This is a genomic window from Leucothrix pacifica (genome assembly GCF_003172875.1).
Taxonomy (GTDB): domain Bacteria; phylum Pseudomonadota; class Gammaproteobacteria; order Thiotrichales; family Thiotrichaceae; genus Leucothrix; species Leucothrix pacifica.
This window is the reverse complement of the sequence record NZ_QGKM01000030.1, coordinates 82346-96773: the sequence shown is the minus strand read 5'-3', so window position 1 is coordinate 96773 and position 14428 is coordinate 82346. Positions and strand designations below refer to the sequence as shown.

The following is a 14428-nucleotide window of genomic DNA, read 5'->3' as shown; positions in this document are numbered from 1 at the left end:
AATTTTTTGTCGTGTACAGAGTTCGTCACCATTGGTTTGATTGAGAATGTCTGAAGCTGAACCGTATTTACAGACTAGATATTCATCTGTATCAACAAACTTTCGATTCAGTTTCAGGGCTACTAATTTTCCTAGTGTTGTTTTTCCAGTCCCCATAAGTCCTGTTATTAATAAATTACTACGTTTCAAATTCTCACCGACTGTAATTAAACCTGACTCCTTATGGATGTTGCTTTGCATACCAAATTCCGAAACCAATCACCATTACTAGCTCAACAACAACCCACATCCATTGTCTTGGTACTGAGCCATCCAGAGCAATACCCATTACGCGTGAAATCATGGCTCCCAAGGTTAATGTCATACCCAATGCAGCGACAAACCAGTAGGGTTTAACTTGATGATGAAACATCAGTAACACACCGAAGCCAATCAAAAAGCCCCAACGAACTCTTCTTTCAACTGCTTGAAATGTATCTTCCGGAATTGGTTTGCTGCTCACAAGCTCAGGGTTATAGGTAAGAACAAACCCCAATAATAAAATTATAAAACCAGCTACTTGCAAGAATATTTTATGTTCCATTTAAGCCCCTGAGTGACTATTCAACGCCTTAAACTCCAAACCATACTTCTGCAAATAAACCCGTAAGCGGTGCGAATCATTATTACTAGCGCGTTTAGTCCGACTCACGTTGAATAACTTGCGCCCTGCTTCAGCCATGGTTTTACTGTTTTGGCAAACCTGAATCACCTTGGCCAACTGCGCCTGATCAAACACATCGATTTCGTTAATTTCAGGCTCAGTCAACACACCTCGGAGTATCTCATCTACGTCTCCCGCCGACGAATCTGCACTATGCCCCGACCAATCATATTTTAAGCGCCCGATCTCCTCATCTAAAATGGACTCAGTAATGCGGCCACCACTGGCCAGTGTCGCCATGCGGGTAATACTGGAGTTGAGATCGCGAAAATTAGCCCGCCAACTGGCCTCCTCAGAGTGCGCAAAGCTCAGGTATTTTTTGCGCGCTGACTTATTAAAACTGACATTGTGCCCGACCTGATACGCAAATTGCTGAAGCTCATAATCAATATTGGGGTCGAGGTCTTCAATCCGTGACTTAAGCGATGGCATCTCGTAAGTCCAGAGATTAATTCGCGCCAGCAAGTCCTCACGAAACTCACCTTCAGTAACTCGCTGAAACAAATTTCGATTGGTGCCAGCTAATAGCTGAAAGTTACTACTGACCGAACGATCCGCTCCCAACGGCATAAATACTTTATCTTCAATCGCCCGTAATAACATGGCTTGCTCATCCAGCCCCAACTCGCCAATTTCATCTAAAAATAACAGTCCATTATTGGCTTCCCGTAACAAGCCGGGTCGAGCACTTAAAGCACCGGTAAATGCTCCTTTTACATGCCCGAACAGTGCAGACATCGCATTATCACCGCGCAAGGTGGCGCAGTTGACCTCAACCAAATCGCCACTAATTAACCCGCGCTGCTTTTTAATATCATAAATACGCCGCGCCAATCGCGACTTACCGGCACCGGTCGGCCCTGTGAGAAGAATTGGTGCTTTAGAACGCACAGACACTTTTTCCAGCTGCTCCATCATGTTATTGAACGCTTCGTTTCGCGTATCAATACCACCCTTAAGATGATCGATACCTTGCTGTGCTTCCTGAGCAAAACGGGAGGCAATCTGGTCGTACTTAGAGAGATCCAGATCAATCAGGTGGTAGCTACCTTGTGGGCCTTCTTTTGACGGTGCTGTTTGTAATAATTTACCGGGAATATAGTTCGCTTCAGTCAGCAGATACATGCAAATCTGAGCAACGTGAGTACCAGTGGTAATGTGCGCGTAGTAGTTATACTGTTCGGGATCGAACGTATATTGTTTCATCAGATCATGTAATTCACTATAGACCTTTTCAAAGTCCCACGGATCATCACAGTCAAAATACCACCGACTCACCTGCGTTTGTGGCGACACTTCCTGAATATCCTGAATGGTTAGGTTTGCAATGTCTTCAAAATCACGACTATAAATCAGCACCAACTCATCAACCGGAAACTCCGGATGCATCACCAAGCCTACATTCGGACGCCAACGCTCATGACGTTTCTTGCCAAATCCCCGGTTATCCAGCGTGGACCCAAGAATACTAATAATTACATTGCCTGCCATACACCGTCCTGAGTGAAGCTTTCAGCTTATCTATATTGATACTTTAGTATCGAAATATTACCACAAGCATATGTACAATATTCATCGCCAATTACTTGTTTGATCAACTACTTTTACCGATAAATAACCATTTTCAATCCGCTTTTGCTTGCGCAATTCGTACACATAGCGTATCAATATATCTGTATCAATTCCCAGAGTTACCCATGAGCGACATCAGTCTGACTAACCATATAGAATCACCACCTGAGCTTGGTAGCAACACCTTGTTTGACCTGGTTAATAACCCTGTATCGCAAACTATTCTGATTGGTAATAACCTTCAGAGTTTATTCTCTCAGTTTTTCCAGCGTCAGTACGATATTGGCTCTGTGGAATGGCGGATGCTGGTCGTGTTGGCAAGAGAGCCTGAAATAACCATGAGCCGGGTGACAGAGGTCACTGAAATGGATAAAGCAGCGGTTAGCCGTGCGCTGTCTAAGCTGAATGAGAAACGCTTGGTTCAAACCAGTGTGGTAGGCACCAATGCCCGCTCTAAGCTGTGGCGTTTAACCCCTGCGGGAATGGCACTGCATGATGTGATTGTGAAAGTGACTGTTGAGTACATTAAGCAAGTACTTAAAGGTATACCAGAAGAGTCACTCGCAACCATGTTAGACGTCATGAAAACCATGAAACAAAATGCAGCTGATATCGACTGGGAAAATCCGGACACTCATGCAAAGAACAGACGCGCTGGCGACGCCCCCTAGCAATCTAGCAGTCAGTCAGTATAAAACCAAAAAAGCCCGGAGCAAGTGAATCGCTCCGGGCTTTTTTATAGGTGCAGTGCTACGGCTGGTTAAGCGCGAGCAGCTTCCAATGCTGCATTGAAGGTAGCACTTGGGCACATGACTGCCGTCGTCTTTTCGCTATCCAACTGGAAGTAACCACCGATATCAACAGCCTGACCCTGAACCGCATTTAACTCTTCAACGATCTTCTCTTCGTTGTCAGTCAATGTCTTCGCCAGTGGTGCGAACTTAGCTGCTAATTCAGCATCATCAGTTTGAGCAGCCAATGCCTGCGCCCAGTACATCGCGAGGTAGAAATGACTACCACGGTTATCCAACTCACCCGTACGGCGTGAAGGTGACTTGTTGTTATCCAACAGTTTACCTGTCGCATCATCCAGTGTAGTGGCCAGAATCTTCGCGCGCTCACTACCGGTTTTGATGCCTACATCTTCCAAAGACACGGCAATCGCCAGGAACTCACCCAGTGAATCCCAACGCAGGTGATTTTCTTCAACCAACTGCTGAACGTGCTTCGGTGCAGAGCCGCCCGCGCCAGTTTCAAACAGACCACCGCCTGCCATCAATGGCACGATAGACAGCATCTTCGCACTGGTACCCAGCTCCATAATCGGGAACAAGTCAGTCAGGTAGTCACGCAGGATGTTACCTGTGACAGAAATGGTGTCTTTACCACGGATAATACGCTCCAAAGAGAAACGCATAGAGCGCAGAGGCGACATGATCTGAATGTCACAACCTTCAAGATCGTGGTCTTTCAGGTAAACATTTACTTTCTTGATCAGTTCATAGTCGTGCGGACGGTACTCATCCAACCAGAAGATTGTCGGAACACCAGTCTGCTTCGCACGGCTTACTGCCAGCTTCACCCAATCACGAATCGGCGCATCTTTAGTCTGGCACATTCTCCAGATATCGCCTTCCTCAACGTTCTGCTCAATCAGAACAGTGCCGTCTTCAGCAACGATACGAGCAACACCCTTCTCAGGAATCTCGAAGGTCTTATCGTGAGAACCGTACTCTTCGGCTTTTTGCGCCATCAAACCAACGTTTGGCACTGTACCCATCGTGGTTGGGTCGAATGCTCCGTTAGTCTTACAGAAGTTAATCATCTCCTGATAGATACGCGCATAAGTACTTTCCGGCATCAGTGCCTTAGTGTCTTTAGTCTTACCGTCAGGGCCCCACATCTGGCCGCCGTTACGGATCATCGCAGGCATCGACGCATCAACAATCACGTCATTTGGCGCGTGCAGATTTGAGATACCTTTGGCAGAATCAACCATCGCCAACTCAGGACGCTCGGCATAACAAGCATGGATATCACGTTCGATTTCTTCACGGAATGACGCAGGTAATTCCTTGATCTTCTCGTAAACGCTGCTGATACCGTTGTTTGGATTAACGCCCAGCTTCTTAAATAAGTCGCCGTACTTTTCAAACAAGTCTTTGTAGAACACCGTTACCGCGTGACCAAATACGATTGGGTGAGATACCTTCATCATGGTCGCTTTAACGTGCAATGACAGCATAACGCCTGTCTCTTTTGCATCGTTCATTTCATCTTCAAAGAAGTCACGCAGTGCCTTGGCACTCATGAACATACTGTCGATGATTTCGCCTTCCAGCAGGTCTGTTTTTTCTTTTAAAACAATCGTCTTGCCGCTTTCAGTCACTAAGTCCATCTTGACTGAACACGCCTTATCCATGGTCATGCACTTCTCACTGGAGTAGAAGTCACCATGCTTCATGTGGCCAACGTGAGTACGTGAAGCCGGGCTCCACTTAGCCATTGAGTGCGGGTTCTTCTGAGCGTAACGCTTAACCGCTGGTGGCGCACGACGGTCAGAGTTACCTTCACGCAGAACCGGATTTACCGCACTTCCTGAAATCTTTGAATAACGCGCTGCAATGGCTTTTTCTTCATCGCTTTGTGGATCTTCAGGGTAATCAGGAATTGCGTAACCTTTTTCCTGAAGCTCTTTAATTGTATTGATCAACTGATTAACCGAGGCGCTAATGTTTGGAAGCTTGATGATATTGGTATCAGGGAACTGCGTCAGACGACCCAGCTCAGCCAGATTGTCCGGTACTTTTTGCTCATCAGTCAGGAAATCAGGAAACTCACCGAGTATACGAGCAGCAACAGAAATATCGCTGGTTTCAACATCGATGTCTGCCGCAGCAGTGAATGTTTTAACAATCGGAAGTAATGAATGCGTCGCCAGCAATGGCGCTTCATCAGTCAGTGTGTAGATTATTTTCGGATTATCAGTCGACATGGTTTTTCCTCGCAGGATGATGCCCTTAGTAGTGGGCGGTCATCGAACAACGCCCACATGAACAAAAATTTCAGGCCAATATTATATCCCCAAGGGCATACCTACAAAAGATTAATTGAGTCATAAGCCAAGCAAACCTTAATTATCAAAGCTTAGTATTGACAGATCTTAAGGCTATTATCAGAAAATGTTATTTCGAACCTCAGGTATCCTGAAGACGAAGCAAACCATGATAAATCTCATTCCCACCAACCACCCCTACTAAGCGCCCTTCTCTCACTAAAGGAACAGGCATACCGGAGTGATAACGGATATTAATCGCCTCGCGCATCAAAATATCCGGACTGGCATACAACACGGTATTGGGATGTTTGTCCTGAAAATTCGTCAGATCCATTTCCGGCTGATACGCCATCATCTCACCTTCCTCTTCACGAATGCTCACCGAGGCAATGCCGCCCTCATCATTAATTCGCAGGCAATTCTGACCGGACCAATCCAACACATAGTCCTCACCCTGACGCGCCATTTGGTCCAGTGGCATCATTAGTGACGCCGCTCGTAGTACATTAATGGGGTTCATATGGGCGACGAATTCAGAGACATATTCATTGGCAGGATTCAGCACAATGTCTTCCGGCTCACCGTATTGCACGATCCTACCGCTTTCCATAATTGCGATATGTGTGCCGATTTTCATCGCCTCATCCAAATCATGACTAACGAAAATAATGGTCTTTTTCAGCTCACGTTGCAGATCCAGTAACTCATCCTGCAACTTGTCGCGAATTAACGGATCAAGCGCGGAGAATGGCTCATCCATTAATAAGATATCCGCATCCGTGGCAAAGGCTCGCGCTAAACCTACCCGTTGCTGCATACCACCAGATAGCTCATGCGCGTATTTATCGCCCCACTCATCCAGACTCACCAGCTTAAGTTTCTCATCCACAATCGCTTCACGCTCGGCTCGTTTCATGCCTTTTAATTCAAGCCCCAAGCCCACGTTTTCACGCACCGTACGCCATGGCAACAAGGCAAATTGCTGGAATACCATGGCCACTTTACTGGTGCGTAAATCGCGCAGGGTTTTCTTATCACAACTCGCCACATCGATTTGCGTACCATTATGATCAACCAGTACCTCGCCCCGGGTGACTTCATTGAGGCCGTTAACCGCCCGCAGCAGTGTGGATTTGCCTGAGCCGGATAAACCCATTAATACGCAAATTTCGCCTTCCTGAATATCAATACTCGCGCCCGCTGCACCCAAGACATTACCCGTGGTATCAAGAATCTCCTGACGGGTCGCGCCTGCATCCAGCATTTCAATGGCTTTTTTCGGTGACTCGCCAAAAATGATATCGACGTTTTTAAAACTAACCGCAGCCATTATTTATCTCCCGCCTGTTCTTTCTGTTTACACACCCTGTCCAGCAAAATAGCGATAACCACAATGGCCAAGCCTGCTTCAAAACCTTGTGAAATATTCACCGTGTTTAGCGCGCGTAATACCGGAATCCCTAAGCCCGGTGCGCCTACCATGGCTGCAATCACCACCATGGATAGAGACAACATAATGCACTGCGTGACACCTGCCATAATGGTCGGCAAGGCGTATGGCAGCTCCACTTTCCACAATAACTGCTTAGGCGTTGCACCGAATGATGCCGCAGCTTCCATTAGCGGTTTAGGTGTACCCGACACGCCCAGATATGTCAGACGAATCGGCGCAGGAATCGCAAAAATAACCGTCGAGATTAGCCCAGGCACAACACCCAGACCAAACATAATCATGGTGGGAATCAGGTATACAAAGGTCGGGATGGTTTGCATCAAATCCAGAATCGGGCGCAATACGCTGTATAGCCACGGACGATGCGCCGCAGCAATGCCCAGTGGTACACCAATTACCACACTCACTAAAGTGGCAAACAGCACCAAGCCGAGCGTCTGGATGGTTTCCTCCCAATAGCCCAGGTTAATCACTAACAGCAAGCTCAGCACTATCAGCGCCACCAGCTTCCAGCTCTTGTGCAAGGCAAAGGCAATACCAGAGAAAATCGCGATCATCACCAAGGGATGGAACCACAACATGGTGTCTACAAAGCCTTCGATAATGAATTCCATGCCGTCAGCAAAGGCATCGAACAACCATGTCGCGTTATCCAGCAGCCACTCAACCACCGACTTAATCCACTTACCTAACGGTAACTTATGTTCGGTTAACCATTCCATCTCAATAACCCCTGATACCCATAAAAAAGCCAGCCCGATACTTCACCGGGCTGGCTTTCGTCAGTCACTTAACGGTAGTCGCTGTGTTGCGCGACCCTGTCACTTACAGTTCCAATGCTTTCTTAACCGCATCCAGCGCAGGCTTGCCATCCAACGTGGTTACATCTGCCAACCAGCCATCTAAGATCGCAGGATTCGCTTTGATCCACGCCGTCGCTGCTTTGTCAGCATCCATTTCATCATTCAGGATGCTACCCATGATTTCATTTTCCATGGCCAGTGTGAACTTCAGATTAGTCAGCAATTTACCCACATTTGGGCACTCTGTTGCGTAACCTGCACGAACATTCGTGAAGATTTCCGCACCACCTAGGTTCGGGCCGAATACATCATCACCACCTTCAAGATAAGTCAGTTTGAAGTTGGCATTCATTGGGTGTGGTTCCCAGCCTAAGAAAATCACCGGCTCTTTCTTACGATTCGCACGGGTGACCTGAGCTAACATACCTTGCTCACTCGACTCGACGACTTCAAAGCTTTTCAGGCCAAAAGTATCTGCATCGATCATGCCTTGAATCAGGCGGTTACCATCATTGCCCGGCTCAATGCCGTAAATTTTGCCGTCCAGTGCTTCACTGTGCTTAGCGATGTCAGCAAAGTTTTTGATGCCTAACGCCGCGCCGTATTCATTGGTAGTCAGTGTGTATTTAGCACCTTCCAGATTTTTTACCAGTGTTTCTACTGATTTATCATCACGGTAAGGCTTGATGTCCGCTTCCATGGTTGGCATCCAGTTACCCAGGAATACGTCGATGTCTTTGTTTTTCAGGCTGACATAAGTAACCGGTACAGACAGTACTTTAGTCTCTGGCTCGTAGCCCATTGCGTCTAGCACAACGCTGGCAGCCGCAGTAGTAGCGGTGATATCCGTCCAACCTACATCAGAAAAAGTGACTGTTTTACAAGCCTCATCCGCTGCAAATGCAGTGCCGGAAAGCATGAGCGCCATAGAAGCAGCGACGGTAGCGTGTTTCAGTTTAAACATTAGTATCTCCTCAGATGTGATTAGGAACGTCTTGATTATCAGCTTGAAGAAGCAAACCGATAGCTCACTTAAAATCAGTCTATTTTATTTTATATGATCATTCAATTAAAAACCCGACACCGCCTGTGTAATATTCTTACCTCAAATAATTTATACTGTCGCCATCACACCGGAATAAATCATCTCTTATGCCAAAAGTCGGAATGCAACCCATACGTCGTAAGCAACTGATTAATGCAACGATTCAGTGTATTTATCGTCATGGATTGTTAGGCACAACCGTGAAAAAAGTGAGTGATGAAGCAGGTGTTTCTACCGGTATTATCAATCACTATTTTGGTAGCAAAGACGACATGCTGGCCGCCACGATGCGTGAGATTTTACGTCGCCATAAAGAAATCGGTATTCACAAACTCAACGCCTGCGACACCCCTGCCGAACGCATTAAGGCGCTTATTGAAATCAACTTTTCAGCTGAGCAGACTGATCCTGCAACGGTGTGCACGTGGCTGGCGTTCTGGGCGCAGGCGATGCATGTACCGGCACTATCGCGCTTGCAACGTGTGAACTCGCGGCGCTTGTATTCGAATTTATTATTCTCTTTAAAAGAGATGCTGCCGCAAGATCAGGCTGTGCTTGCTGCTGAGGGATTAGCGGCGTTGATCGATGGGCTGTGGTTACGTGGGGCGTTTAAGCAGGATGGCATCAATGCTGAAAAGGCTCAGCAGGTAGTCTGGTCTTTTTACCAGAGCCAGATCACCTGCCGTTAACTTTTACATGGTCGCTTTCAATATCAAGCTTTGGTAGCTGACCTGCACTAACGTTGAACCAGGATTTGCTAACTAAGTTGCACTAACGCTCAACCAACCAATAAAAGCCCGCTGCCGGAACCTCAATCAAATGCCCCATTATCACCGGTACAACTTGCTCAGTATACAAATCATATAACTCCCCATACGCATAACCCTCGCTACGCAATGCATGCAAATTCAAATGATGGCTATTTCGATCAAAATTAGCGACGACCAGAAGGCTTTCCTGCTCCGCAGTAATTGCCGGGCGAATCAGCGTTAACAAATGTGGATTATCATTTCCCAGTATTTGCCGGTTATTGAAGTCCGCCAACACGGGTAGGCTTTTACGCAAGGTAATGAGTCGCTGCAAAGCACTAAAAATCCGCTGCTGTGGTGTGCCGCTAACCTTTCTTTGCTCAGCCAACTCCCAGTCTATTTCTGGTCGATGCACCCAACGATTGTCTGCCGCATGCTCCGGCACATCTCGGTAGCTGTAATCGTTCAATGTGGCGAGCTCATCACCGTAATAAAGCAAGGTAATACCGCCATAGGCCATAATCAGTGCATGCAATGTGATAATACGCTGGTAAGCCAGTTCTATGGCTACCGGATCACTACTTTGTATCGCAGCTTCTAATCCTGCCAGCGAAGCCAAGCTACCTGAGATCCTCGCATCACCGGTTTTGTCATTTACACCAAACAATTCTCCCCGCGCGGGGGAACCGGGAAATACACCGCTGAAGTAATCTTTTAGATAACGACGATGAGCGTATGGCTGCAAATCACATTGACTGATGGAGGCATCTTCAAAACCCAATCCAATATCATCATGACAACGCACATAGTTTAACCAGGTGGTACGACTGGGTTTATCAGGTAAGCTCCATAAGGCCTGCTGCATAATTTGTGGCTTGCCCGTAGCAACGGCATCCCATAACAGCGCCATAAAGGTTGCATTATAGGCAATCTGGCACTCGTCATTTTGCTCATCACCGAAGTACGGCATGATGTCGCGCGGCTCCACAATCGCTTCTGCAATCACTAATACACCCGGACACACAATCTGCATGCAATCACGGAACAGCTGCAATATGAGATGCGCTTCCGGTAGGTTCTGACTGGTTGTACCGAGCATTTTCCAGATGAAAGCCGGCGCGTCTAAGCGCAGAATATCCGCACCCTGATTCGCCCAGAAGAAAATGATATCGAGCATTTCAATCAGGACTGCCGGATTGGTGTAATTCAAATCCCACTGATAGTCATTGAATACCGTCATCACCCACTGCTGCAGATCCTCATCCCAGGTAAAATTGCCGGGCGCAGTTTCAGGAAACACTTCAGGCATCGTCAGATCAAACTGATCAGGCATCGAACGGTCAGGATAACGGTAGTAATAATCCTGATATTTCTGTTCACCAGCACGCGCCCGTTGTGCCCAATCATGCTCGTCTGAGGTATGATTAATCACAATATCCAACGTCAGCAACATGTCGTGTTTACGTAAGGTACGGGTTAACGTGGCAATGTCTTTCATCGTCCCAAAGCGTGGGTCTACATCACGGAAATCGCTGATCGCGTAACCACCATCGTTGGCACCTTCCGGACAACGCATCATGGGCATGATATGAATCATATTCACACCCAGCTCTTGCAGATAATCCACTCGCTGATTAATACCGGCAAGATTGCCAGCAAAGCGATCACCATACATCGCCATGCCGACCCACTTCTGGCTCAAGAACCAATCCGGCTCGACTTCGCGCTGTTGATCGAGTTTTTTCAGGCTTTTACTGCGTTGATCAAATGCTACACGCAAATGATCAAGCAGTTGCGTCAGTTGTGGCTCGGCATCCTCGCGTTGACCATAAAGCTGCATAAACAGCTTTCGCATGGAATGGTAGTTCGCCGCTAGCCGCAGATTAAAGTCTTGCACAGCGTCAGCACTAACCTTAGCTGTATCATGATTCGCTAAGGCATTTTTTAACGCGATTTGGTTTTCAGGTGTGTACATTGAGTGTTTGTCTTCCGTCTGATTAATTTGCAGCTAATCGCAGACAGTCACGCAAGCTCATGCAAATATTAGCCTAATCGTTAAATGCGTTTGTCACCGCTGAACTTATGAACCAGTTCTTTACGGGGAGTCAGGTAAACAGTCTGTCCCGGCTTGATAAATACCGAGCCCTCTGAGCGTACCGTTAATGACCCCATCCCCTCAACCATTACGTGGGAAATAGTGTCCGACCCCAGGTTTTCCGCATAACTCAACACACCTTGCCATTCACCTTGCTGTTCATCAAGGTCAATATGTTCAGCACGTATTCCATAGACTTCACAACCATGTCTTTTCGCAAACTCACCTTCAATAAGATTCATCTTTGGTGAGCCAATGAATCCTGCTACAAATGGATTTGCAGGTGTATTGTACAGATCCATCGGTGTTCCCACTTGCTCAATTTCACCAGCGCGTAATGCAACGATTTGATCGGCCATGGTCATCGCCTCAACCTGATCATGCGTTACATAAACCATCGTCGCGCCAATTTTCTTGTGTAATTCTGCAATCTCAACCCGCATTTGGCCACGAAGTGACGCGTCCAGGTTCGACAAAGGCTCATCGAATAAAAACACTTTCGGGTTTCGCACTATGGCCCGACCAATCGCAACACGCTGGCGCTGCCCACCGGACAAATCTTTTGGTTTACGCTTTAGCAACGCATCCAGCTGCAGTATTTCTGAGGCCTCTTTTACGATTCGCGCCTTCTCTGCTTTGGGCGTCTTTTTTAAGGTCAAACCAAAACCGATATTCTCTTCTACCGTCATATGCGGATACAGCGCATAAGACTGAAATACCATCGCAATCCCACGATCGGCTGGCTCTTTATGGGTCACGTCTTCACCACCAATTGTGATCTGTCCTGAAGACACTGACTCTAATCCAGCAATCATACGCAGGACGGTAGATTTACCACAACCAGACGGGCCAACTAACACAGTAAATGAACCCTCCGGAATCTCCAAATTAAGGCCCGGAACCACCGTGACTTTGCCGTACGTTTTATTAACGGCGTTAAATTTTACAGTACTCATTTTGTAAATCCTTTAAATAATACTTATGTTCAGGCCGTTAACCTTTGACACCTGTAGATGCTATAGAAGCAATAAATGCTCGCTGCATGGATAGATAGAAAGCCAGTACAGGCACCGTAATGATTGATAGATATGCCATTATTTCACCCCAAGCGATATCCAGCTGGAAGAAATACTGCAAACCAACCATGACCGGACGATAGTCCTCCGATTGAGTTGTCATTAGTGGCCACAAGTACTGGTTATACATCACTAAGAATTTGAGAATGGCAGCCGTCGCAAAGCAGGGGCCAGCCAATGGCACGATGATTTTGTAAAACACCTGAAACCAGCTAGCGCCATCAACGCGTGCAGCCTCAACCAATTCACGGGGTAAATCTTTAAAGTACTGAATAAACAAGAAGATAGTCAAACCATCAGCTACCCACGGAATAATCTGCACTTGATAGCTATCGAGCCACCCCATCTGGAATCCGTCAAACCCAATCCAAGGTAAGTTATTCACAACCATTAACAATGGAATAGCAATCGTCTCAAATGGCACAATCAAGGTAGCCAGAATCACCGACAGTAGTACTGCCTTACCTCTGAACTCAAGGAATACAAAAGAGAATGCAGCCATTGAGCATAAAAACAGTGACAAAATCACAGTGATTGCAGTGACAACAACAGAGTTAATCACGAAGCGACCGATTGGCACGCGATCCCATGCATTACTGTAGTTATCTAGTGATATATCGCCGACAGGCAAAAATGCACGAAACGATGCACTATCCTGTAGTAATTGCATATCTGGCTTTAGTGATGACACCACCATAAAAACCACTGGAAAAACAAATAGCAGCGCTACCCAAGTCAACAACAAATAACGCATCACGGTTGAACGTTTATCCGTATTCATGAGCGATCCCTCGACATATAACGTTGAATAAGTGAAATACTCAGCACCATTAGGAACAGAACCACGGCAATTGCAGATCCACCGGCAATATCCTGCTTTTCATAACCACGTTGCACTGACTGGAATACTAAAGATTGAGTGCTGTCAACTGGCCCACCTCGGGTCATGACATCAACCTGTGCAAACAAGGCAAAGGCCTGCATGGTGATCACCACCATTATTAATACCGCTGTATTCCTCAGCCCCGGCCAAGTCACATAACGGAATACTTGCCAACGTTTCGCCCCTTCCAAGGCAGCTGCCTCATACAAAGAACCGGGTATGGTCTGCAAGCCAGACAACCAGATAATCATGTGGAAACCGACACCTTGCCAAATAGACATCGCCATAATTGAGCCAAGTGCAGTTGAGGGGTTCCCTAACCAATCCACGGGCTCAAATAAACCGAAACTGAGAAAGCCCAATATGGCATTTAGCAAGCCGTTTTCACCGTCGTAAATAAAGCGCCAGAGTATCGAGACCACAACAATAGAGATAACCACCGGCATAAAGTAAATCGTTCGGAAGAGATTAATCCCCGGTAGCTTTTGATTAATCAGCAGGGCTAATAACAAGGCTAAACCAGCCTGTATGGGCGCAACGATGGCCACGAATAACAAAGTATTGGTTAATGCCTTCATGAACAGGGCATCTTTTGCCAGTACTACCCATTTGCGGTCATTACTTAGAGGGATCGAGAACCATTCACGCATACCCTGCAGATGTTCATAATCTGGATTATTTCGGGTAAATGTGCGCATTCTGGGGTATTGAATGTCACCATTCGCCTTATAAACAGGCTTGCCTTCAGCATCTCTTTTAGGGTCGATAGTCAATGACCCGACACCCATTAAATCACTAAAATTTGACCAACCGACAAACTCAGTCGGGTTTGGTGAGACCAATCGTTGGTTGGTAAAAGAAAACCAAAAAGCGAGCAAAAATGGAACAATTAAAAAGAGAATGATTAAGCTGGAAGCTGGCAAAGCCATTAGCCAACCTACCTTGTTTTGACTTTTAGGTTTCCCGTCAGTCATGGTGTAACCTCATACGA

13 protein-coding genes are annotated in these 14428 nt (G+C 46.7%); 2 read left to right on the top strand and 11 right to left on the bottom strand.

The features are described from left to right. From DKW60_RS12000 to rtcR, 3 genes are all read right to left on the bottom strand, one after another. Nucleotides 1-240 (bottom strand): shikimate kinase (locus DKW60_RS12000; RefSeq protein ID WP_281271850.1); only part of this gene is annotated, 240 nt, incomplete at its 3' end. Further along, nucleotides 221-583, bottom strand: coding sequence for a DUF4345 family protein (locus tag DKW60_RS11995; RefSeq protein WP_109837892.1), 363 nt, complete (start codon nt 581-583; stop codon nt 221-223). The genes DKW60_RS12000 and DKW60_RS11995, both read right to left, overlap by 20 nt. Then, nucleotides 584-2194, bottom strand: a complete 1611-nt coding sequence (rtcR, locus tag DKW60_RS11990) for an RNA repair transcriptional activator RtcR (RefSeq protein WP_109837891.1) — start codon at nt 2192-2194, stop codon at nt 584-586. Nucleotides 2195-2400: 206 nt separating this feature from the next. On the opposite strand from rtcR, the gene DKW60_RS11985 reads away from it, so the two are divergent. Continuing rightward, nucleotides 2401-2946 (top strand): MarR family winged helix-turn-helix transcriptional regulator, encoded by a 546-nt coding sequence (locus tag DKW60_RS11985; protein ID WP_109837890.1) that lies wholly within the window; start codon nt 2401-2403, stop codon nt 2944-2946. A gap of 89 nt (nt 2947-3035) precedes the next feature. Here DKW60_RS11985 and DKW60_RS11980 read toward each other — a convergent pair whose 3' ends face one another. The 4 genes from DKW60_RS11980 to DKW60_RS11965 all read right to left on the bottom strand — a co-directional run bounded on the left by DKW60_RS11980 (nt 3036) and on the right by DKW60_RS11965 (nt 8553). Next, on the bottom strand, nt 3036-5270 hold the full coding sequence (locus tag DKW60_RS11980) for an NADP-dependent isocitrate dehydrogenase (protein WP_109837889.1): 2235 nt from the start codon (nt 5268-5270) through the stop codon (nt 3036-3038). A gap of 202 nt (nt 5271-5472) precedes the next feature. Continuing rightward, a complete protein-coding gene (gene choV, locus DKW60_RS11975) occupies nt 5473-6663 on the bottom strand; it encodes a choline ABC transporter ATP-binding protein (protein ID WP_109837888.1) in 1191 nt (396 codons plus the stop codon). Further along, nucleotides 6663-7508, bottom strand: coding sequence for a choline ABC transporter permease subunit (choW, locus tag DKW60_RS11970; protein ID WP_109837887.1), 846 nt, complete (start codon nt 7506-7508; stop codon nt 6663-6665). The genes choV and choW overlap by 1 nt, the downstream gene beginning before the upstream one ends. Nucleotides 7509-7611: 103 nt before the next feature. Continuing rightward, nucleotides 7612-8553, bottom strand: a complete 942-nt coding sequence (locus DKW60_RS11965; RefSeq protein ID WP_109837886.1) for a choline ABC transporter substrate-binding protein — start codon at nt 8551-8553, stop codon at nt 7612-7614. 188 nt (nt 8554-8741) lie between these two features. Here DKW60_RS11965 and betI point away from each other — a divergent pair, with 188 nt between their 5' ends. Next, nucleotides 8742-9323 (top strand): transcriptional regulator BetI, encoded by a 582-nt coding sequence (gene betI, locus DKW60_RS11960; RefSeq protein WP_109837885.1) that lies wholly within the window; start codon nt 8742-8744, stop codon nt 9321-9323. An 82-nt stretch (nt 9324-9405) separates the two neighbouring features. Here the strand turns inward: betI and DKW60_RS11955 are convergent, their stop codons facing one another. The 4 genes from DKW60_RS11955 to DKW60_RS11940 all read right to left on the bottom strand — a co-directional run bounded on the left by DKW60_RS11955 (nt 9406) and on the right by DKW60_RS11940 (nt 14411). After that, nucleotides 9406-11358, bottom strand: a complete 1953-nt coding sequence (locus DKW60_RS11955) for an alpha-amylase family glycosyl hydrolase (RefSeq protein WP_109837884.1) — start codon at nt 11356-11358, stop codon at nt 9406-9408. An 80-nt stretch (nt 11359-11438) separates the two neighbouring features. After that, nucleotides 11439-12434, bottom strand: a complete 996-nt coding sequence (locus DKW60_RS11950) for an ABC transporter ATP-binding protein (protein WP_109837883.1) — start codon at nt 12432-12434, stop codon at nt 11439-11441. A 37-nt stretch (nt 12435-12471) separates the two neighbouring features. Then, on the bottom strand, nt 12472-13335 hold the full coding sequence (locus DKW60_RS11945; protein WP_109837882.1) for a carbohydrate ABC transporter permease: 864 nt from the start codon (nt 13333-13335) through the stop codon (nt 12472-12474). Then, the gene (locus DKW60_RS11940) at nt 13332-14411 is read right to left on the bottom strand and encodes a carbohydrate ABC transporter permease (protein WP_109837881.1); all 1080 of its coding nucleotides are present in this window, start codon (nt 14409-14411) and stop codon (nt 13332-13334) included. The genes DKW60_RS11945 and DKW60_RS11940 overlap by 4 nt, the downstream gene beginning before the upstream one ends. Nucleotides 14412-14428 lie beyond the last annotated feature (17 nt).

Bases quoted from the DNA above. Each gene is read 5' to 3' on its own strand.
- DKW60_RS11985 (WP_109837890.1), top strand. From the start codon at position 2,401: ATGAGCGACATCAGTCTGACTAACCATATAGAATCACCACCTGAGCTT.
- DKW60_RS11950 (WP_109837883.1), bottom strand. From the start codon at position 12,434: ATGAGTACTGTAAAATTTAACGCCGTTAATAAAACGTACGGCAAAGTC.
- betI (WP_109837885.1), top strand. From the start codon at position 8,742: ATGCCAAAAGTCGGAATGCAACCCATACGTCGTAAGCAACTGATTAAT.
- DKW60_RS11980 (WP_109837889.1), bottom strand. From the start codon at position 5,270: ATGTCGACTGATAATCCGAAAATAATCTACACACTGACTGATGAAGCG.
- DKW60_RS11995 (WP_109837892.1), bottom strand. From the start codon at position 583: ATGGAACATAAAATATTCTTGCAAGTAGCTGGTTTTATAATTTTATTA.
- DKW60_RS11955 (WP_109837884.1), bottom strand. From the start codon at position 11,358: ATGTACACACCTGAAAACCAAATCGCGTTAAAAAATGCCTTAGCGAAT.
- DKW60_RS11965 (WP_109837886.1), bottom strand. From the start codon at position 8,553: ATGTTTAAACTGAAACACGCTACCGTCGCTGCTTCTATGGCGCTCATG.
- DKW60_RS11945 (WP_109837882.1), bottom strand. From the start codon at position 13,335: ATGAATACGGATAAACGTTCAACCGTGATGCGTTATTTGTTGTTGACT.
- choW (WP_109837887.1), bottom strand. From the start codon at position 7,508: ATGGAATGGTTAACCGAACATAAGTTACCGTTAGGTAAGTGGATTAAG.
- choV (WP_109837888.1), bottom strand. From the start codon at position 6,663: ATGGCTGCGGTTAGTTTTAAAAACGTCGATATCATTTTTGGCGAGTCA.
- rtcR (WP_109837891.1), bottom strand. From the start codon at position 2,194: ATGGCAGGCAATGTAATTATTAGTATTCTTGGGTCCACGCTGGATAAC.
- DKW60_RS11940 (WP_109837881.1), bottom strand. From the start codon at position 14,411: ATGACTGACGGGAAACCTAAAAGTCAAAACAAGGTAGGTTGGCTAATG.